Source organism: Flavobacterium sp. FG19, assembly GCF_057809475.1.
On sequence record NZ_JBMDKA010000049.1, the window covers coordinates 1 to 21,052 of the forward strand.

15 protein-coding genes are annotated in these 21,052 nt (G+C 37.1%); 7 read left to right on the top strand and 8 right to left on the bottom strand.

What is annotated here, in order from left to right; all coding sequences use genetic code 11:
* From ACODST_RS26845 to ACODST_RS26875, 7 genes are all read right to left on the bottom strand, one after another.
* Positions 1-2,572 (bottom strand): cadherin-like domain-containing protein (locus ACODST_RS26845; RefSeq protein WP_488935173.1); only part of this gene is annotated, 2,572 nt, incomplete at its 3' end.
* Between the two features lie 407 nt (positions 2,573-2,979).
* Positions 2,980-4,035 carry a helix-turn-helix domain-containing protein gene (locus tag ACODST_RS26850; protein ID WP_488935174.1) on the bottom strand — a complete coding sequence of 352 codons (1,056 nt, stop codon included), beginning with the start codon at positions 4,033-4,035 and terminating at the stop codon, positions 2,980-2,982.
* Positions 4,036-4,286: 251 nt separating this feature from the next.
* Positions 4,287-5,702 (bottom strand): TolC family protein, encoded by a 1,416-nt coding sequence (locus tag ACODST_RS26855; protein ID WP_488935175.1) that lies wholly within the window; start codon positions 5,700-5,702, stop codon positions 4,287-4,289.
* Entirely contained in the window at positions 5,683-7,038 is a 1,356-nt protein-coding gene (locus ACODST_RS26860; protein WP_488935176.1) for an HlyD family secretion protein, read from the bottom strand. Before ACODST_RS26860 ends, ACODST_RS26855 begins: the two co-directional genes overlap by 20 nt.
* A gap of 2 nt (positions 7,039-7,040) precedes the next feature.
* Positions 7,041-8,696 carry a peptidase domain-containing ABC transporter gene (locus ACODST_RS26865; protein WP_488935177.1) on the bottom strand — a complete coding sequence of 552 codons (1,656 nt, stop codon included), beginning with the start codon at positions 8,694-8,696 and terminating at the stop codon, positions 7,041-7,043.
* 102 nt (positions 8,697-8,798) lie between these two features.
* A complete protein-coding gene (locus ACODST_RS26870; RefSeq protein WP_488935178.1) occupies positions 8,799-9,134 on the bottom strand; it encodes a hypothetical protein in 336 nt (111 codons plus the stop codon).
* A 287-nt stretch (positions 9,135-9,421) separates the two neighbouring features.
* Complete coding sequence (locus ACODST_RS26875) at positions 9,422-9,823, bottom strand: DoxX family protein (RefSeq protein WP_488935179.1); 402 nt, start codon at positions 9,821-9,823, stop codon at positions 9,422-9,424.
* A 177-nt stretch (positions 9,824-10,000) separates the two neighbouring features.
* Between ACODST_RS26875 and ACODST_RS26880 the strand changes: the two genes are divergently transcribed.
* From ACODST_RS26880 to ACODST_RS26910, 7 genes are all read left to right on the top strand, one after another.
* A complete protein-coding gene (locus ACODST_RS26880) occupies positions 10,001-10,594 on the top strand; it encodes a TetR/AcrR family transcriptional regulator (RefSeq protein ID WP_488935180.1) in 594 nt (197 codons plus the stop codon).
* Positions 10,595-10,604: 10 nt separating this feature from the next.
* Positions 10,605-10,814, top strand: coding sequence for a hypothetical protein (locus tag ACODST_RS26885; protein ID WP_488935181.1), 210 nt, complete (start codon positions 10,605-10,607; stop codon positions 10,812-10,814).
* A gap of 6 nt (positions 10,815-10,820) precedes the next feature.
* Entirely contained in the window at positions 10,821-12,062 is a 1,242-nt protein-coding gene (locus ACODST_RS26890) for an MFS transporter (RefSeq protein ID WP_488935182.1), read from the top strand.
* A gap of 432 nt (positions 12,063-12,494) precedes the next feature.
* Positions 12,495-13,607, top strand: coding sequence for a hypothetical protein (locus ACODST_RS26895; RefSeq protein ID WP_488935183.1), 1,113 nt, complete (start codon positions 12,495-12,497; stop codon positions 13,605-13,607).
* Between the two features lie 52 nt (positions 13,608-13,659).
* A complete protein-coding gene (locus tag ACODST_RS26900) occupies positions 13,660-15,879 on the top strand; it encodes a hypothetical protein (protein ID WP_488935184.1) in 2,220 nt (739 codons plus the stop codon).
* Between the two features lie 5 nt (positions 15,880-15,884).
* Positions 15,885-19,868 (top strand): DUF6443 domain-containing protein, encoded by a 3,984-nt coding sequence (locus ACODST_RS26905; RefSeq protein WP_488935185.1) that lies wholly within the window; start codon positions 15,885-15,887, stop codon positions 19,866-19,868.
* A complete protein-coding gene (locus ACODST_RS26910) occupies positions 19,861-20,217 on the top strand; it encodes an immunity protein Imm33 domain-containing protein (protein WP_488935186.1) in 357 nt (118 codons plus the stop codon). Before ACODST_RS26905 ends, ACODST_RS26910 begins: the two co-directional genes overlap by 8 nt.
* Positions 20,218-20,499: 282 nt before the next feature.
* Here ACODST_RS26910 and ACODST_RS26915 read toward each other — a convergent pair whose 3' ends face one another.
* The gene (locus tag ACODST_RS26915) at positions 20,500-20,904 is read right to left on the bottom strand and encodes a hypothetical protein (RefSeq protein ID WP_488935187.1); all 405 of its coding nucleotides are present in this window, start codon (positions 20,902-20,904) and stop codon (positions 20,500-20,502) included.
* Positions 20,905-21,052 lie beyond the last annotated feature (148 nt).

The window sequence follows — 21,052 nt, forward strand, 5'->3', positions numbered from 1 at the left end:
TAAAAGTCAGTGTTCCGTTTGAAGGAGCTGTAACTAAAATTGCTGTTAAAGCATCGCCTTCTGCATCGGTATCGTTTCCTAAAACGCCCGGAGCGGTAATATTTAAAGTACCGCCTTCGGCAACGGTGTAAGTATTATCGTCATTAGCAACTGGTGCATCGTTTACCGGAGTAACCGTAATGGTAACTGTCGCTGTGTTTCCGTCAACTGTTCCGTCGTTTACTTTATAAGTAAAACTGTCTGAAGTGGTTTCGCTCCCGTCATGAATGTAGGTAAAAGTACCATCTGCATTTAATGTCAAAGTGCCATGAGATACATCCGTAACCAAAACAGCTGTTAAAGGGTCACTGTCTGCATCACTATCATTTAACAGTAGAGTTGAAGATGAAGTAACGGTTAGTGTTCCTCCCTCGTTTACCGAAAAAGAATCCGGCGCTGCTGTCGGGGCCCTATTCACTACACTTAAAACAGCTGGTGTTGTTTCTACTTTTGCACATACATTTGAAGTACTGGTTACCTCTAAACGATAGCTGTAGCCATGGTAAGAATGTGGAACATTAGTTAATGTAAGCGTATTGGTCTCTGAATTTGAAAAAGCCGGACTTGTACCACCATCTGTCACAGTAGTCCATGTAGTTCCGTTAGTGCTTTGTTTCCAGACATACACCAGCTGGGTTCCGGTTATCGAAGCACTAAATGTCGCATTTTCTCCCGGATATGTACTTTGATCTGCTGTATCTGTACTGATTCCCACCACATTTCTAACCAGATAGTTCGATTTAGATGTTCCGTTGGTATTTACCGGAGCGGCATAAGAGGCCGCTGTTACAGTACCATTTGCATTGGTAACGGGAGGATTTCCTGTACCGTAAAACCCATTACCATCAGGGTCAAAAGAAACATTTCCATAAGCTTCAATGGTATCCGGACAGCCATCGTTATCAGAATCTAAATCTAACTGATTAATGATTCCGTCTAAATCTTCATCATAACGGTCATCGACACCATCCAGATTGCTGTCAACAAAACCAGGTGCATCTTTATCAATAAAATTGATTTTTTTATCATTATCATGGTCACCAAAAGGATCTGGTAATCCTGCCGGAATTTCAACAGAATCTAAAATTCCGTCGTTATCGTCATCTAAATCACATTCGATATCCAATCCGTCATTATCATCAATTCCCATATAATTCGGGTTCTCAACCGGAATGTACAAGGAAACACTTCCTCCGGCAAATCCGTCCTGAGAACCGTTACGTTCGCCGCCTATATGATGTCCTCCAACACCTCCATTTGCATTTAATGTTACATTAGATGGTAAAGCTGCCAGTGAATATAACAAGGCTCCTCCACCTCCACCACCTCCCGGTCCGTGGACTACTTCTGTATTTAAATCCTGTCCGTCACCGCCTTTTGCTGAAACCGTTAAATTTCCGGTAAAAAGAGGTGTTTTAAGAACTACTGTTCCTCCGGCACCTCCACCACCACCTCCATCAGGATCTCCTGAAGGATTTACGGCTTCCGGTGAAAAACCATCGGCAATAATAGAATGGCCGTTTCCGACTATTTCATTAGCAAAAAGAATAACAATACCACCACCATCTGCTGCTGATGAAGGGTTGTTTGTTGTAACATAACCCGAACCTCCGGCTCCTCCAAGAAATACTTTATCCTGTGCAAAATAAGTGGAAAGTGAAACTCCACCAAGACCACCTGCATTAGTTCCGTTAACATTACACCAGCGTTTTCCTCCTTCACCACCTGCACCATAGTTGGATCCCCCGCCGCCGCCTGAATCTCCTGCGACTCCGGAACCTCCTCCATTAGCTCTTGGTGCACGTCCTCTATTATAATTTGAATTGTCTATCACAATGCCATCCCCTTTTGTATAGGATGCTGTCGCACTGCTATTCAGAACGTATAAAGTATTAGGATCCGGATCACAGTTATTATCAGGACCGTTTATATTCATTCTGATTCCTTCATATCCTTTTCCGGCTACATCAATATTGGCATTGAAAATTAACTTGTTATCAGTTTCTATGGCCAGAACCCCTCCTGTTTTATCAGTGGTATTCCATTCCTTGGCTGTTAAAAGACCGTTAATCGTCACTTCGCCAGTATATTTCGGAACCCTGACTACCTGCACCATATCTGTTAAAGTATACGTTTTTAACAGCGGATACATGGGCGTTAACACATTTCCAACAATACTTTTAATTTCAAAAAATTCGTAATTACCTGTATTGTTAATCGCTGTTACTTTTCCTCCATCAATAGTATTAGTGTTATTGACAGAAGCACCTTTCATCTGGATAATCAAGGCTTTATCCCCAGGAGCAAGACCTGCGGCATTACTAACCGTAATCGAATTTATACAGCTGAGATCGCAGGGATCACATGCGGGCTGATAAATACCTGTAACAGAGAAATAGCTGTTTACAATTCCGGAAATACTTGTTTGTGAAAAGCCCTGAAGACTGTACAAAAACAAAATACTAACCAGAAAGCGCTTCAAAGCCCGATCTTTGTTACCCGTTAAGTGTTTTAAATAAGTAAAGTTCACCATATAATAAATAATTAAAAAAAATCTCAAAAAGGCATAAAATAGTCCTGTACGCTCAAATTTCATTTGTGAAACCTGGCGTATTAATCCGTCTGTAAAATTTTATAAAGTGCCGAAAAACGGCAGAGACAAAAGGATAACGATCAAAAATAAATGATCATGAAAAATGTTAACCTTCTTAATTTGCGACCAAATGTAAATGAAAAACAAAGGGTCGAATAGTCAATTCGGACATATTTTAGTCCTGATCCGATTTCTTAGAACCTGAAAGAAAAGGTCTACGCAAATTCCGCAACAAGTGTTTTTAAAACACTAATTACTAACCCGTTATATTTCCAAAAAATAATCGAAATATAGAAACCGAATAAGAAGTCTACGATTTTTTTTGGACTTTTTAGTTTTGAAGTATACTAAAAACGGACTTCCGAAGGCAGTTTTCCAAATCTCTTTTTAAAACTGGATGCAAATCTGCCAGCAGAATCATAGCCGGTAATCATGGCAATTTCCTGAATATCGAAATCTGATTTTAGTACCAGCTGCCCTGCAAGCATCATATTTTTTTCTTTATGATACTGCAGCATCGAAAACCCAAAAACCGCTTTAAAGTTTGCTTTTAATTTTGTAGGCGACATATTAACTTCTTTAGCAATATAGTCGATACCAATAAAAGGAAGATGTAAATTCTGCAGGATAATTTTCTCTGCTCTGGAAACATTAAGATAATCGAAATTGGTTAAGGAAATATTGTCCTCAATACGGCTGTCGATAAAACAATTATCAAAAAATTCCGAAACCAGTTTCATAGATTTTTTTCGGATTGCAGCGGTAACAGCCTCACTATTGTTCTCACTTTCTAACAAGTCTGAAAGATCTGCTCCTACTTTATGGGCTTTCTGTGAAATATCCAGCCAGGTATAGGAACCTTTTTTTCCATTTAAAAAATGAAGAATTGCTTTTCTATTTTTGAACTTTTTAGAAGTCAGATTCTTTTTGGCCCAGTCTTTTCTAATCGCTATGCTGAAAAATTTTCCGTCAGCCTGTTTGTAAAAATAACTTGAGATTTCGGTATTGGGTTTACTAAACGTCCAGCAGGTGCTTAAAAGATTTAAAGCGCTGCCGTCTTTGAGAGGGAATTTATATTCAAAAACCGAAAAAGTTAAAAGATAATATTCACTGGATTGTTTATCATCATAACCGGAAAGGGCCATGATATTTTCTTTCATATTCATATAAAAAGTCAACAGCCAGAATCCATCTTCCATTTCTCTGTAATACATTTTGGCCTTGCACAAAGAGGTATTAAAAGTAATGAGATGTTTTTCGGGAAAATGCCTGGTAATAGGCAGTTTTAACATACTATCCAGCATTATCTGCGGGGAGTTGAACAAATAAGGAAACTGAAAAAAACCATCTTTCAGCAGAAAAAGATATTTCTGAATATGTTTAGGCCAATTGTCTAAGGTCATAAGAATATAAAAGCAGTCTGAGGCGAATAAAAAAGGCTTGCAGTTTGTAATTACAAACTTTATACTGTTGCAAAAATAAAAATATGCTCTTTAATTTTATTTAAAAAAAGGTTCAACAAAAGTTAATAAATGTGAATTTTACCTTTTTCTAAAGAGATAAACTCAGAAAGCATTAAAATCATAAAAAAAGCGGATTAAAATTGTCAATCAATTCGTAATCCGCTTTTGTTTTCTTTACAATTCGCATCATTTTAATCCGGGTTTGCCAGAATTTTGTACAATTCGGCATTCGAAATATAAAACTGGTTCTCAATACTAATCTGGGAAAGCTTTGCGCTTACCAGATTGTTCTCTCTTGAATTAAGAAGGAATATAGAACTTTCTCCAAAAGAAAACAGCTTTTCTTCTGAATTCAGCATCGTCATATAATCTTTTACCAGATTATCAATAACCTTTTTCTGTCTCCTTAAAGAAGCTATCTCAGTCTGCTGCGCTTTTATTTTGTTTTTCAGTTCCAGCCGCTGCTGTTCGATATCAAACTTTAAATCCTGTATTTTAATTTTTGCCATTTTAAGGCTCCCTCTTTCTTTTCTTAAAAAGATCGGAATACTAAAATCAATATTAAACTTATAATCGTCGGCATTGAAAGAATCAAAATAAGCAGGTTCTGAAATGTAATTATAACCTACATTGAGTTTTGGAAGCAGCGAATTGGCTTTAAGTTTTCTGCCTATTTCCAGTATATCCATTTTGGTCTCCAGTGCCTGAATTTTAGGATGTGCATCGAGTGTTTCTACATCTACCAGCATAGCATCTGTTTTAAGGGTTTCTTCCACTGTCTGAATCAGGTTCTCTTCAGGCCTTACTATATCATCCAGTTCTACCGGAACATTTTCTATCCATAAATAGTTTGATAAGTAGAGTTTTGCTTTGGCTAGTTTCAGGTTTCCGTTTTCAACATTCAGCTCACGGTTTCTAACGGTAATGCCGGCTTCGACACTGTCAATTGACGGAGCATCACCTAACTCAATCAGTTTTTTTACCCCTGAATAACGTGTACTGGCAAAACCCAGATATCTTTTATACAATTCCGCTTCGTTATAGCTTTTTCGCCATTCAAAATAGGCTTCACTGGCTTTATACAAAACTTCAATAGCTCTTAGTTTTCGCTGGGCATCACTTAGTTTTAGCTGAAGTTTTCCTTCTCTTACATCGGCCATTCTCTGGTTAATAAACATTCCCTGTCCTAAGGCAACATTTACTCCTAACGAAGTCAGACCTGCTTCCGGCGTACGGTTCTGCGGATTATAATACTGCCCGGCTGTATCATCAAATCCGGCTTTAATTTCAATTCCGTACCAGGTTGGAATTTTGAAACTGCTGTTTAATAAGGAATAGTATTCTGTTCCTTTAAATTCCTTTTTATTGTAATCTACTTCAATTTTAGGATCAAATCCCCCGCGCGCCATCATAAGGGCAGCCTGGGCATTTGTAATTTCCAGATTGGCCTGTTTAACCAGCGGGTGGTATTTTTTTACGTATCCTAAAAACTCGCTGTAACTTAGTTCTTCTTTATTAAAATCCTGACTGTATAAGCCTGAAAAACTGAATAAAAATAAAAGAGAAAACTGTACCGCTGCTCTCAGTTTATTTTTTATCCTTATCATTTTTTGCTTCTTTTTCGTCTGACTTATAATAATTTGGAGGGAAACCATTCAGGTTTCGCCATATTTCATACCATACTGAAACGGTTTCAAGCAGCGCAATACTCTGAGCTCCTGCTCCAATACTTAATTCTTTCGGCCACTTATTATCTACACCATCAGGAGAAATTAATACTCTGTATTTCCCATTAGCACTGATAAAGTTTTCAATTGCCACAATTTTTCCGCCATAGGTTCCGTAAGATAAACCCGGCCAGCCTGAAAACACGATTCTCGGCCATCCGTCAAACCAGACACGAACTTTAGCGCCCCGGTGTACCAAAGGAAGGTCGATAGGATCTACATAGGTTTCTACGGCAATATCGTAACTTGCCGGCATGATGCTTACTATAGAAGTTCCTTCTTTAATTGTTTCTCCAAGACCTGCCAGTAAAGCACGGTTTACATAGCCGCTCTGTGGTGCGGTAATATAATACAATCCGTTTCTAAGACTGTAGTTTACATATTGGTTCTGCAGTTTATTTACCTGCGCCTCGGTATCGTATTGTGTACTTAAAGCTGTAAATTTATCACTTCTGGATTTCGAAATTTTCTCAGAATATTCGGCTGTAATACGATTGATTTCTACTCTCGCATTAATCAGTTCATTTTTACTGCTTAAGAGTTTATTCTGCTGAGTAATGATATAAGCCTCCGATTCCTGAAGTTTTAGCCTTTTCTGCTCCACATCGGTAAGTGGTTTTAATCCTTCTTTGTTCAGGGCTGTAGAACGGTCAAACTGAGTTTTTGCAATACGCAGCTGTGTTTTTACCGCTTCAAGATCCATACTGTCACTCTTAATTTTCAGCTGTGCCTGTTTTATTTTGTTTTGTGCCTGCTGTAATTTAAGTTCTCTTTCGGCATTGAGCGATTTGGCCTGAACTTCAAGAGAGTTCACTTTGTCTCCATAAGATTCAACAGCCATTTTTTTAGCATCTACCTGTTGTTTGGTATTGCTTACGAGATTAGGATCCAGATAGTCTTCTTTTACCTCCGAAATAAAGACTATAGTATCTCCTTTTTTTACATAATCCCCTTCCTGAACATACCATTTTTCGATACGTCCGGCAATAGCATTATGCACGGTCTGTGGTCTCTGATCCGGTTTTAAAGTAGTAACCGAACCGCTTCCTGAAATATTTTGTGTCCATGGCAGAAAAAGACAGCCAACAGAGAAAATTAAAAACCCGAGAATTACTCTGTTCAGAATTTTATAATGTGGTCTTTTGGCAACGCTTGTAATCGATTTGTATCTGCCCGGAGTTATAAGTAAGTTATTGTCTTTAGATATATTAAGCATGATTATAGCTTTATGTCGTTAATAATTTTTCCGTCATCAATCGTTATCATACGACCGCATTTGTTCTTCCAGATATCATTTTTAGAAGTTACAATTACAGTCCAGTCATTCTCTTCAGAAAGTAAAAAATCAACAATTTTACCCGAAGTCAGTTCATCCATTTTATCAACCGGATCTTCGAGAAATAATATATTAGGTTTATGCACAATACTGCGTGCTAAAAGTATTTTCTGAATATCGGAGGCCGACAGTTCATGACCTCCCGGATGTACCTGATGCTCCAGTCCGTTTGGAAATGTTTTAATATCCGGTGTCAGTCCGACATTATCCAGCGCCCATTTTAAATCGTCGCTGTTAAGCTCTTCGTTTCCAAAAAGGATATTCTCCCTGATGGTTCCGGCAAACAGTGTATCACCCTGTAAAAAAGTGCCAGCCTGCGCTCTGTAAGTATCTTCATCCAGACGATTCATAAAATTATCCGTTACATACATTGCCCCGCTTTCCGGCTCCAGTAAACCGGCCAGTAAACGTAATAAGGTACTTTTTCCGGCACCATTCGTTCCTCTTAAAATAATTTTCTCCCCCTGAGTTATTTTCAGATTGATATTCTTAAGGGACTTTTTATTATGCTGCGGATAATTATAAGCAATGCTTTCGGTTTCAATGGTAATTCCGGTTTCGGCAATAGCTGATGTTTTTGGAATACAGGAAATCTCCAAATCAGTTACCTGACCTATTTTTTCAACAGAAGTCAGTACGTCATAAAACGATTCCAGTCCGAAAATGATTTTCTCCACCGAGTTTATCAGAAGTACAATTACAATTTCAGCTGCCACAAACTGCCCTATGTTCATTTGATGGTGAATTACCAGAAAACCACCAATAGACAAAAGGGCAGCTGTAACAATTACTTTAAAAATCGTAAGCTGAATATATTGTTTTTTCATTACCTGAAAGTGTTTCTCACGGTAGTTTACATATTCGCTCACATAACCGTCGTTGCGGTCAAGAGCGTATTCGAAACCGCCTTTTTTACGGAAACTTTCACGGTTACGGGCAATCTCCTGTAACCAGGCTGCCACTTTGTATTTGAATTTTGATTCGTTAAGACTCGTTTCAAGACCATCTCTGTATGAAAATTTGAAAATCACGTATAAAATGACAATGAACAAAAGGCCGATTACCATAAAGAAAGAATGGTACAAAACCAGTAAAATAATTCCCAGACCTACCTGAAGGAATGCCGTGCAAAAATCCAGTAATAGTTTGGCTGTACCTTTCTGAACCATCAGGGTATCAAAAAAACGGTTGGCTTTTTCAGGTGCGTACTCTGAATACATCTCCTTAAATTTAATTAAAGGCATGCGGTAAGCAAATTCAAAAGAAGAACGGACAAAAATACGCTGCTGAAGATTCTCCACAATCCGAAGCTGTAAGATAGTCAGCACTCCGCCAAAACCAACTCCAATAGTCACCAGAATCACCAGTACGATCCAGGAAACGCTGAGCTGTCCGCTTTGAATAAAATTAATAATGGCTTGTATACCTAAAGGAAGCGAAAGATTAACCAGACCTGCAAAAGCAGCATAAAATACAATTTGGTATACGTCTCGCTTATCCAGTCTGAGTAAGTTGTAAAAACGTTGTAAAGGTGTCATGAATTTATATATAAATACAAGATTAATAGATAGATATTAATATACGGTAAATACCGTATTAAGGATTACAAAAAATATTCTAATCCTAACAAAATTAAGTATTTATATAATAACTCGCGGAGGCGGTAAATGAATTTTACCGTGAAATCCGAATGAAAAAACGGGATTGTCAATATAGCTCTTTTCTTTAGAACCCATATTACAGTATAAAGGCGGTACAGAAGCATCCAGCGGAACCAGATATTCGAGCAAAGGAATGCCTTTTGCCAGTTTTGTAGTTTTGGTATCTTTTGTTTCGTAATCATCCAGTTCTTCCGGGATTCCGTCACATTTAAATATCTTCTTTAAAAAATTACAGGTCATACCTTTAACCGTATGGGTTTCGGTATTATTGCTTATAATGCGTCCAAAAGTACCTGATATGTTTATACTGCTCATTAAAAAATAGCCAATTAGTAACACCTGCAGGCATTTACATAAAAAACTATTTTTAATTTGCGTCAACATTCTTCTGTCTTTAAAGAGGCGCAAGTTAGAACGAAATCTCGGGCTCAACATTAAAATAACATTAGAATTTAGGTTTTGTGGGGGTTGAGGGTGTTATTTTTTTCTTAAAATAAAAAATCAAAAAAGAGGCCCTAAAAGCCTCTTTACTGTATCTGTGGAAATTTATTACAAATTACTGACTAACTGTAATATAATCTTCTCTTTCTCTATCAGAACACTTAATCCCATTTGTTGTTTTTCGAAGCTGCCAGACTTCCGCCGCCTGTAAAAAATAAGGCCAGTGCACCAAGAAAATACAAACCAACAAGTTCTAAAGCCCAGCCTCCGGTGTCTCCCAGTTTGGCTATATCCGCTGTATGTACCAACAGGACAGCCACTAAACAGTTAATTGCCAAAAGCAAAGCCCCTATTCTGGTCCTGAAACCAATTAAAATTAAAACCGGTGCTGCAATCTCGCCTATTAAAACTCCATAAGCAATAAAACCCGGAAGCCCTTTTCCTTCAAGCATACCGCTTATAAATTCTAAACCGCCGCCCAGTTTTCCAATACCGTGAAGAAGCATTAAAAGTCCAACTGCAATACGAAGTATTAACAGTCCAAAGTCGTTGTTTTTTCTCATTTTTTTGTGGTTAAATGTTAGTAAAGAAATCAGTATCTCATACAAAATCAGTTTTGTACGATAACTGTTAAGAGTAAAAATAATAAAATTTAGTGTACGGTTTTCAAAAAAAAACAACTCATAAATAAGCAAACATTCATTTATTATTATATCTTTGCACCATAAAATTCCTTTCAATTGAGAACAAGAGACAATAATAAAGAAGAAATCGTAAAGCAAAAAACTATAGAAATGATTGTAAAACATGGTATCGAAGGTTTTGCCATGAACCGTCTAGCCAAAGAATGCGGTATTTCTGTAGCGACTCTTTATATTTATTATGCCGATAAGGAAGACCTGATTAAAAAAATAGGAACGGAGTTGGGAACTTATTTTTTTAAAAGCTCTTTAAAAGATTTCTCACCGGATATGCCTTTTGCTGCCGGACTTGCCAAACAATGGGAAAACCGTTCTGAGTTTATGCTGAAAAACACCGATAAAATTGCCTGCTGGGAAATCCTTCAGAATTCTAATTATGGCGAATATATTGTAAATGAAAGCCTGCTGGAACTCAAAGACATAATGACCCGGTTTTTACATAATGCTATAGAAAGAAAAGAAATCGTACCCGTATCTAAAGAGGTTTTCTGGAGTATTGCTTACGGCCCTTTATACAATTTACTGCGTTTTCATGAAAAAGGAAAAGGATTAGGAGGCACTACTCCGTTTACATTAACACCTGATATACAACAAGAAGCTTTACGCTTAGTCATTAAAGCATTAACACCTTAACCCTTATGTCATGAATGTATTAATTTTTGCCACGAATATAAAAACCGAATCTAATAAAAACAAAATCGCTACTTTCTTAAACGCAAACAAATCAATCCTGCAATGGACTATTGATCAGGAAGATGTAGACTGCGTACTGCGAATTATAAGCGAAAAACTAAATGCACGTCAGATAATTGATTTAGTGAACTTTCACAATTTTGACTGCAGAGAACTCTGATATTTTATGAACGAAAAACAAACTCCATCGCCAGCTTTTAACGGATATCAAAAACTGGTTATATTTTTACTTGCCATAACACAATTTACTGTTGTACTTGATTTTATGGTCATGTCTCCCCTTGGCGACATCATGATGAAAACTTTAAAAATCACGGCATCCCAATTTGGTATTGCCGTTTCTGCCTATGCCTTTAGTGCCGGAATCTCCGGACTGCTGACAGCAGGTTTTGCCGATAAGTTTGACCGAAAAAAGTTATTACTATTCTTTTACATTGGTTTTACAATCGGGACTTTATTTTGTGCCCTGGCACCTAATTTCTATTTATTGGTAGCTGCCCGTATATTTACCGGTTTATTTGGCGGTGTCATTGGTTCTATTTCACTGGCAATTGTAGCCGATTTATTCAGCCTGCAGCAGCGAGGGAAAGTAATGGGATTTATCCAGATGGGATTTGGTGTAAGTCAGGTCTTAGGAATTCCTATTGGATTGTACATCGCTAATGCGTGGGGCTGGCATGTTCCTTTTTTATGGATCGCTGCAATGGCTGCCCTTATAACAGCGGTTTTATATCTAAAACTGCAGCCTGTTACAGAGCATTTAAGTTTAAAACAGGAAAAAACGGCTGTACAGCATTTACTTCACACCTTGTCTAAAAAGAATTATCAGGTTGGTTTTCTGGCAACTTCGATGCTTTCGATCGGAGGTTTTATGATGATGCCTTTTGGAAGTGCTTTTGCCATTAACAACCTTAAAGTAACCAATGAGCAGCTTCCGTTATTATTTATGATTACGGGAATCGCTACTTTAATTACCATGCCTTTTATTGGTAAACTGAGTGACAGGGTAAACAAATTTAAAATCTTTGCTTTTGCCACTATATCGGCAGTAGTACTTATTAACATTTACTCTCACTTTGGTGCCACACCTTTCTGGATTGTATTAGTAACCAATGTACTAATGATGGCAACCATCATGAGCCGAATGGTGCCTTCAACGACTTTAACATCAGCCGTTCCGGATCCGCAGGACCGTGGTGCTTTTATGAGTATCAACTCTTCTTTACAACAAATGGCCGGCGGCTTTGGTGCCGTAATCGCCGGACTGATTATTTACCAAAAAGACAGCTACGCCCCGCTGGAACATTATGATATTCTGGCTATGACGGCTTCTGCGATTATGTTACTGACTATTTACCTGGTATTCAGAGTAAATAAAATTGTAGATCAAAAGGTCCATAAGTTTTAAAAACAACATTTTACTATAGACAGAAACTCTCAGGAAACTGGGAGTTTTTTTGTTTTATAGTTTGTCTGTTTTCTTTAATTATTAATCCCTCTTTCTCTATTAAAGAAAAATCAATCCGGATCACAATTTGCCGTTTTTATAGTTCTTCAACGTTAAAGCAAAATCTTTCCATCTGAAAGGCTTTGCTTTTTTATCATTTCTCAAAAAAAGCTTAAAAAATCACCAAAAGTGGGTATTGTATTTTAAAGAAAAAACTTGTAAAATTGTCTTTCCCGAGGTGAATTTTTCCTTTATATGAATTCTTTAAAACAAGAATATCCAAAACACCTTACTATTTTATATCAGTGAAAAGATATCAAAAACAAGAACAAACCATTACAAATTAAGAGAATCAATTTTAATTAGTTTTATATAAAATCAAAAAAAATAATTATGCTACTATTAAATTACAAGCCTGTCTTTTACTGCTTTCTTTTATTCGCATTTTGGGGAAATACAGAAATTATCTTCGCTCAGCAATTATCACCAATTATTCCGCCCTCACCTACAGCAGCTTCACTTGCTCAGTTTGCCGATGTACCCGTTAGCCAATATACTGGTCTGCCAAATATTGATATTCCTATTTACACCATAAATTCCGGGCAATTAACCGTTCCAATAAGTCTTCAATATCATGGAGGCGGCATAAAAGCAGCTCAGGAAGCCAGCTGGGTTGGACTTGGATGGTCATTAAATGCAGGAGGATCAATATCTAGAATTATTAAAGGAAACGATGACTTAATGATTTATAATGATTCCAAAAAATCTTATATTAAATCAAATAATGTTCCTGAAGAAGGAAGCTCCCTGGCACTAGTAAGAAATTATATGAGAGATATTGTACTAAACGGTCATGATCCGGAACCAGATATTTTTTTCTACAATTTTGGCTCCTTTTCCGGGAAATTTGTAGTTGAGAAACCTGCCGGCAATGAAAATGAAATTGTCGGCAGACCACTAGATGCCCAAGCTATAAAGATACTTTATCTGCAAGCTGAGAGAGTCTGGATCATAACAGATCCTACGGGAATTGAATATAGATTCTCGGCAGCAGAGACCACCACAACTTATTCATACAGCAGTGATTCACAAAGTCTATCGTCTATTCTGGCAAACAGATATACCTTATTAAATAATGGTAATGCCCCAAACGCGAAAGTCACAACATGGTATTTAAAAGAAATAGCATCACCAATGAACAAAGATAAAATCACCTTTGAATATGAAACTAATCTACACAATACAAAAAGCCAGATCAGAATAAGTCAACTGGCAACCAGAGCTTTTGTACAACCAATTTTCTGTCAGGGGCAGTCAATCTCTATATTGCCGACAAATGTACCTGCCGTAAATTCAGGAACAATTGATGTTACTCAGGACGTTTATCTGTCAAGAATAAATTATTCTAATGGATATGTTGTATTTAACACACAAGACCGTATTGATATGGCCCCAAAATCTCCGACAGATCCCAAACCACAACGATTATCCAGTACATGTATATAGTTCTTCGAGGCAATCCCCTTTTGTTACTGCCAATTTCAACTATGATTATTTTATGAAAAGCGTAACGCAATTAGAAATTCCGGAGTATTACAGGCTAAAACTAAATTCAGTTCTTATCAATGATCAAAATTATCAGTTTACTTACAACACTCCCACTGTTGTGCCGTCAAAAATCACATTAGCTGTTGATCATTGGGGCTATTTTAATAACGCTGCCAACAGCAGTCTAAAACCCTGGGCACAACCTTCTGCAGCCAGTTCCGGTGGTACCCTTATACCAACAGCCCTTATTAATTATCAGGGAACTGCTTATACTATAGAGGGAGCAGACAGAAATCCAAAAGAGAGTTTTAGCAAATACTTTATTCTTGAAAAAATAAAACTACCTACAGGCGGTACACAAATTTTTAACTGGGAATCTAATCAATATTACGGTAAAAAAACTATGAATGGAATGCGTTATGGAAATTTAATTACGTCCAGTACTTGTCCCAGAGGAGCTGCTTTTGGAAGTTTAGCCTTGAGGGAAGTTTCCTGCGAAGGAGAAGAATTTGAGGTTAAAAGTAGTACAGGCGTTCAGTTAGACCTTAATTTTTTGATTAAAAACAGTATTCCTTCTTATTTTCCTTCGCAATCTGATAAAATGCATTCTTTCGGGTATTATAAACTTGTTAACGGAGCATGGGTCAAATATCCTATCTCCTATCCTGGAATCAATGACATTTATAATGGCTCAGGACAGGTTATACTTAATTTCAACAATATAACACTCACAGCCGGTAAGTACAAAATGTATATGTCTCATCCTGATAATCTTGCCGTATATCTTTCCTGGTCCTATACCGACAGATCTGAAATAGTAGATTCTAATATAGAATGCGGAGGTTTGAGGATTAAAAGTATTGAATTATTCGATGGAATAAAATCTACAATCAAAAACTACAAATATGTAACTGAAGATCTGAATATAAGTTCCGGGATATCCTCTCCTGATCCGGGATATCACTATACACAAAACATCACTTTTATTACCGGTTCATTATGCTCAAATCCAACCACTTATTTATTTGGTTCATCAAACAGCATACTACCGCTAAGCGCTAACGGAAACACTTTCGTTGGCTACAGCAGAGTTATTAGTTCTTATACCGGCGAAACAAATCAGGGCGAAACTATTTCGGAGTTTTTAAATTTTTATCCGCAATTAAGTCCTGTTTCTATTTCATTACCCAACATACCTCTTGAATCTGATCCAAGAAATGGAAAACCCAGTCGTATACTAATAAAAAATGCAAACAACAAAACAATACAAGAAAACACCTATAATTACACTATTCAAAGCAGTTACAGGAAAAATGCACTGGCTATGTTTGTTTTTAAAAGCTTTATAGACGTTATTGAAGGTGTAACTATCGGAAATGATATAGATAAATTACTTCTGGGATATGTTTTCAGTAAGTATAATAACTACACAGACTGGTGTTATTTATCGAGTGAAACTCAGGTACTTTATGATATAAACGGTAATAACCCTGTTAGTAGTTTAACACAGTATAGTTATGATAATCCCTTACATCTTCAGCCCACAAAAATTATTACAACAGATCAAAATGGCAGTCAGTCATTAGAGACAAGAATGGCCTATGCCCTTGACCTGCCAAATGAACCATATGCTGCAAACCTTATAGCACAAAACAGAAAAAGTATTCCTTTAAAAACAGAAACGTACAGAGGAACCGAAAAACTATCCGAAAAGCTAACCAAATATGCTGTTTTTCCTTCTTCAACAGCTAATGTTTCCTTTACACTGCCTGAGTCTGTTTGGGAGAAAAAAGGAAGCTCCTCTACTCCGGTTCTGGCAAAAAAACTTACCTATCGTTATGATGACACTGGCAATATTATAGAATACAAACCCGAAGGAGGTACTTCCACTGTTATTATTTGGGGATACAATAAAAGCCTGCCTATTGTTAAAATGGAAAATACAGCCTATAGTGAAATTTCTTCTTTGACAGCCAATCTGCAAACTATCTCTGATGCAGGTAATGAAACCAATTTATTAACTGCTTTGGAGGCTTTTAGGAATACCGCATCTTTAGTAAATTCAATGATCACAACTTACACCTACATTCCTCATATTGGAATAAGTACTATCACAGATCCCAAAGGAGACCGAATCAGGTACAATTACGATGCCTATGGCCGTTTGCAAAATGTAAAGGATAAAAATGAAAAGATACTGACTGAAAACCAATATTATTATAAAAACTAATCATCATGAAAGCAATGAAATACAAATATCTTTTGGTTTTGTTTTTAATATTATTTTTAAATTCGACACAGGCGGCAGTTTATCCCAATTTTAACCAGTTAATGGCCAATACTGATTATGTTGCCAATCCGGGTGCAGTAGGTTCCGGTGGTCAGGTCAATATACTAAATGATGTATTAAGGATTAATATTGGCGGAAGCTGGGCTGCTGCTCAGAACCTAAAATTAGGAACAATTAGAACCCTTACCATTTCTCCGGTATTACCGAATCTCGAAGTGGGCGAACTAAAAACCAATACAGGCAGTCCTACAGGATATTTTCTTAAAATTGAGAACAATAATATGATCATCTATACTATTGGTACTCCCGCTTTACTGACTGGATTTAGTTTATCGACTACAATAGAATTGGTTCGTACATGGTATCTCGATAATGATCTTGACGGACTGGGAGATCCTCTGAACAGCATATCCCAGTATAATAAACCCAACGGAAACTATGTTTTAAATAATCTGGATAACTGTCCTCTGATTTCTGGAACAAGTACAAACTGTACTACTTTAGAAACGGATTTACTTAATCAAAGCTTTGTTAAAACTACTACATACAAGATTTCTACAAGCACCAGTATTTTGAATCCTGCTATAAGTGAGGCGAGTCAAAATAAAACTTTTTATGACGGACTTGGAAGACCTATCCAGCAAATATCTGTTGCACAGTCAGGTACAGGTAATGACATTATAGTTCCTTTAAATTATGACAACTATAACAGAACACCCCGGGAATTTTTACCTTATGCAACAACAAATTCTTCAACGAATTACAGGGCGAATGCAATAGTACAGCAGCATTCTTTTTACAACACAGTAAATTATGAAAATACGCGTAATCCGTATAGTGAAAAAGTTTTCGACTCTTCTCCTTTAAACCGAATACTAAAACAAGCAGCTCCAGGAATTTCGTGGGCAGTCGACAGCGGTCATGAAATCAAGATGGACTATCAGACTAATACTGCTGCTGAAGTAAAATTTTACAAGGCCGGTACAAGCTGGACTGCAGCTAAAGGACTTTATGAAATTTCATTTTCAGATGGCGGCAGCTATGCCGCAAATCAGCTCTATAAAACTGTAACTTATGACGAAAACACCGCACCGGGAGCACAAACAGGAACCGAAGAATTTAAAACCAAAGAAGGAAAGGTTGTTTTAAAAAGAACTTACGATGCCGGAGTAAAACACGATACCTATTATGTTTATGATATTTACGGGAATCTTACCTATGTAGTTCCACCAAAAGCAGACGGCAGTATTACAACAGCTGTACTTAACGATTTGTGTTACCAATACAAATACGACCAGAATAACCGTATGGTCGAGAAAAAATTACCGGGCAAACAATGGGAGTTTATCGTATACGATAATTTAGACCGTGTAGTGGCTGCAGGTCCTGCCAATTCTCCCTTTTCAGATCTAACCACAACCGGATGGCTTATAACCAAATATGATGCTTTTAATCGTACCGTTCTAACAGGCTGGAAACCCGCTGCTGGAATAACGTCTGCAGCCCGAAAAACGCTGCAGGATGCTGTCTCAGCTCTAACAGTTAATAATGAAACTAAAATAGCTGCAGCCACTAATACAACAATAAATGGTGTTAGTTTCAGATATAACAATGCCGCATGGCCAACAGCTGATTATCATATCCTGACCGTAAATTATTTTGACGATTATAATTTCCCTAACGCACCCGCTATTCCCGCAACTGTGCAGACACAAACCGTATATTACAATACTACTGTAAAACCAAAAGGACTGTCAACAGGCGCATGGACACGTGTACTGGAAAGCAGTACTCTGTATAAAAACCAACTTTCCTATACGCTTTATGATACCAAAGCAAGACCGATACGAAACAGAGTACAGAACCATTTGGGTGGTTATACCACTATTGACAACCTGTACGATTTTAGCGGAAAAGTACTGCAGACCAATACCTATCACAGAAGACTGATGACCGATTCTCCCGAGCTTCAGACTATAGATACTTATACTTACTCGGGACAGGATCGTTTACTTACCCATACCCACAAGATTAGCGGAGGTACGGTGGAATTACTCGCCAGTAATACTTATGATGAACTGGGACAGCTAATTTCTAAAAAGACAGGGAATACTTCTGCTGTACCATTACAAAACGTACATTACAATTACAATATCCGCGGATGGCTTACCGCTATAAACGATATTAATGCCCTGGCTAAAACCGGAGACCCTAAAGATTTGTTTGCTTTTAAGATTAATTACAATACCACAGCAGCAGGTATCAGCGGCGTAACCCCTTTATACAACGGAAATATTTGCGAAACGTATTGGGCAACAAATTCTGACAATGGTATTATAAGAGCATACGGTTATAAATACGACAATCTGAACCGATTAAAAGGAGCTGTCTCTAAAAGAGCCGCTGTCATAAACGATGCCTATAATGAAGCTCTTACTTATGATAAAAACGGAAACATCCTCTCTATTATCCGTAACGGATATAATGATACGGCTGCCAGGCAGATTGACAATTTAGTTTTTAGCTATCTAAATACTTACAGCAACCATCTTACAAAAGTGATCGACAATGCTCCGGCAGCTTATAAAGGTTACGGTTTTATAGATAGTACCGCCAATACCGTAAACGATTATACGTATGATGCTAACGGAAATATGATTTCTGATAACAATAAAAACATCACCGCTATTACCTATAACCATTTAAATCTGCCAGCAAAAATAACTTTTGCTACAACAGGAAATATTACTTATATTTACAATTCCAGCGGACAAAAAGTAGAAAAAATTGTAGTTGAAAACGGTACTACCACTTCAACGAATTATCTGGATGGTTTTCAGTATGAGAACAATGCCTTAAAGTTTTTCCCTACAGCTGAAGGTTATGCACAACCTGACGGAAGTTCTTATAAATACATTTACCAGATCAAAGACCATTTGGGCAATATCAGAATCGGTTACAAAAATACAGGAACTATTAGTGCACCTCTTCTACAAATAGAAGATGAAAATCATTATTATCCTTTTGGGCTTAAACAATCCGGGTATGGAAGTCCGGTTGTCAACTCTGGTTATAAATATAAGTACAACGCTAAAGAGCTTCAAGACGAACTGGGACTTAACATGTACGACTACGGAGCACGTAATTATGACCCTGCTCTTGGTCGATGGATGAATATTGACCCATTAGCAGAAAAAGGTCGTAGATGGTCTCCATACAATTATGCAATGGATAATCCAGTGTATTTTATTGACCCTGATGGCATGTGGCCTGGACCTGGTATTGGACAATGGATACAATCTTATGCGAAAGGAGCATGGACTGCAGGAGGAAATTTACTTAAAGGTGCTGTTACAGGTACTTATCATGGTATTAAAAATGGAATTAATGCATCACAAAAAGTTGCTACTGCTTATCAGAAAGATGGAATTGGTGGGGCAGCAAAACAGTATGTTAATTCCGTATATGAAACAAGTGGAGCTAAAGGGGCTGTAAATACTGCTGTAAATGCTTCTAAAGGAGAACCAGAGGCAGTTGCCACAGCGGTTGTAAATATTGTAGCTATTGCAGTAACTCATCAAGCAGTAAAGGGAGCGGGAGGAAAAGGAGCGATAGAAGTGGCTGAAGCACCAGTTACTAATGAATTGTATAGTCGACCTAATAATGCAACAACTGCAGCACAAAGAAAGTCAGTTCAAGGAGAAACTTGTGTAGATTGTGGAGGTACTTCAGAGCCTATGGTTGCAAACCATATAAAACCTTTAGTTCAAGAATGGTATGAAACAGGAACAATTGATTTAGAAAAAATGCGCTCACCAGAATCTGTTAATGGTCAATGTCAAACTTGTTCTTCTAAACAAGGAGCAGAAATGAGCGCGTATTCTAAGAGAATGAAAGCAATAATAAAATCAAGAACAGAAAATGAATAATTTAATTGAAGCACAAAAAGATATTTGTAATAAATATGGAATTAACTTTGAATATTGTGATTTAAATCTTAAGGTTGGAATAGCATTAGATATAAAAGAAAAAAGTTTAACTATGCCAATCCATGCTTTGCGTCATCCTCTTGTAGGAGACACAACTGGATGGTATATTTGGTCGGGAGATTATTCTGAGAAGGATGATTTTTTCAAACCTTTGCATGCTATACATTTAGAAGAATATTGTCCATTAGTTTTACCTTTTTTAGGGTTAGCACCTGGGAGTAGGGTATTAATAGCTGAAAATGGCAATTATGTTGATGTTTGGGAAGATTTATCTTTACTAGATGTTTAATTAAAATTTGACTACTTTTAAAATGACTGATATTCAGGTAGTGTATCAGATTAGGTGTTTTATATATTAGCAATTTAACTATCTGAAAGAGAATATAAATTTGTAATTATTAAATAGAAAAAGAGGCGACCAACAGGTCGTCTCTTTCATTTTTTATCTTCTAATAAACCTTTAAATGCTTTTGCCTTATCATCGTGCTTCAAATTAGGTCATGAAAAATATATGGATGGCCTAATGAAAATTGGAGGTAAAGTTGACGCAATTTTTATACTCTTAAATATTCTAAATTCCCTTAAAAAGTCTCCTTTTCTTTCTTTGTTTAAATTGTTTCGAAACATAGTCATTTATCTTTTCTCCACGAAGCAGTATATCTACCAGATTTTCTTTTACATACATTCTTAATTCAGAACCTTGAAAGTTCTCTAAAGCTATTGGAATTGAGTTTTGATGCTTTCTTTCTAGCGCAAGAATATTCATCGCGCAACTTTCCTGAATTCCTTTTGAACTGAATTCTTTTCCCAGACTGCTTCCATTGACAACGGTCTGTGCTTTAAAGTCGATAAAAGTAATTCCATAAAGCTTTCCTTCACTGCTTTTTCTTAAAACAGTATGAATGGCTTCATCTTTGAGCCTTTCGGATAATCTCTCGACAGAAGTCACTCTTTCATCAAAAAAAGCCTGCTTCAAAGCATTTTTAACGTGGCTTTTGCCGTATTGCTTCTTTGTTTCATTTACCCCGCTCTACGAAGAGTTCCTTATAAAAAGCTGCGCAAATGTCTCTGAACTGCCCCCAAAAAGTTAGACACTATTTGAGGGCATTTTTATGGAAAGAAAA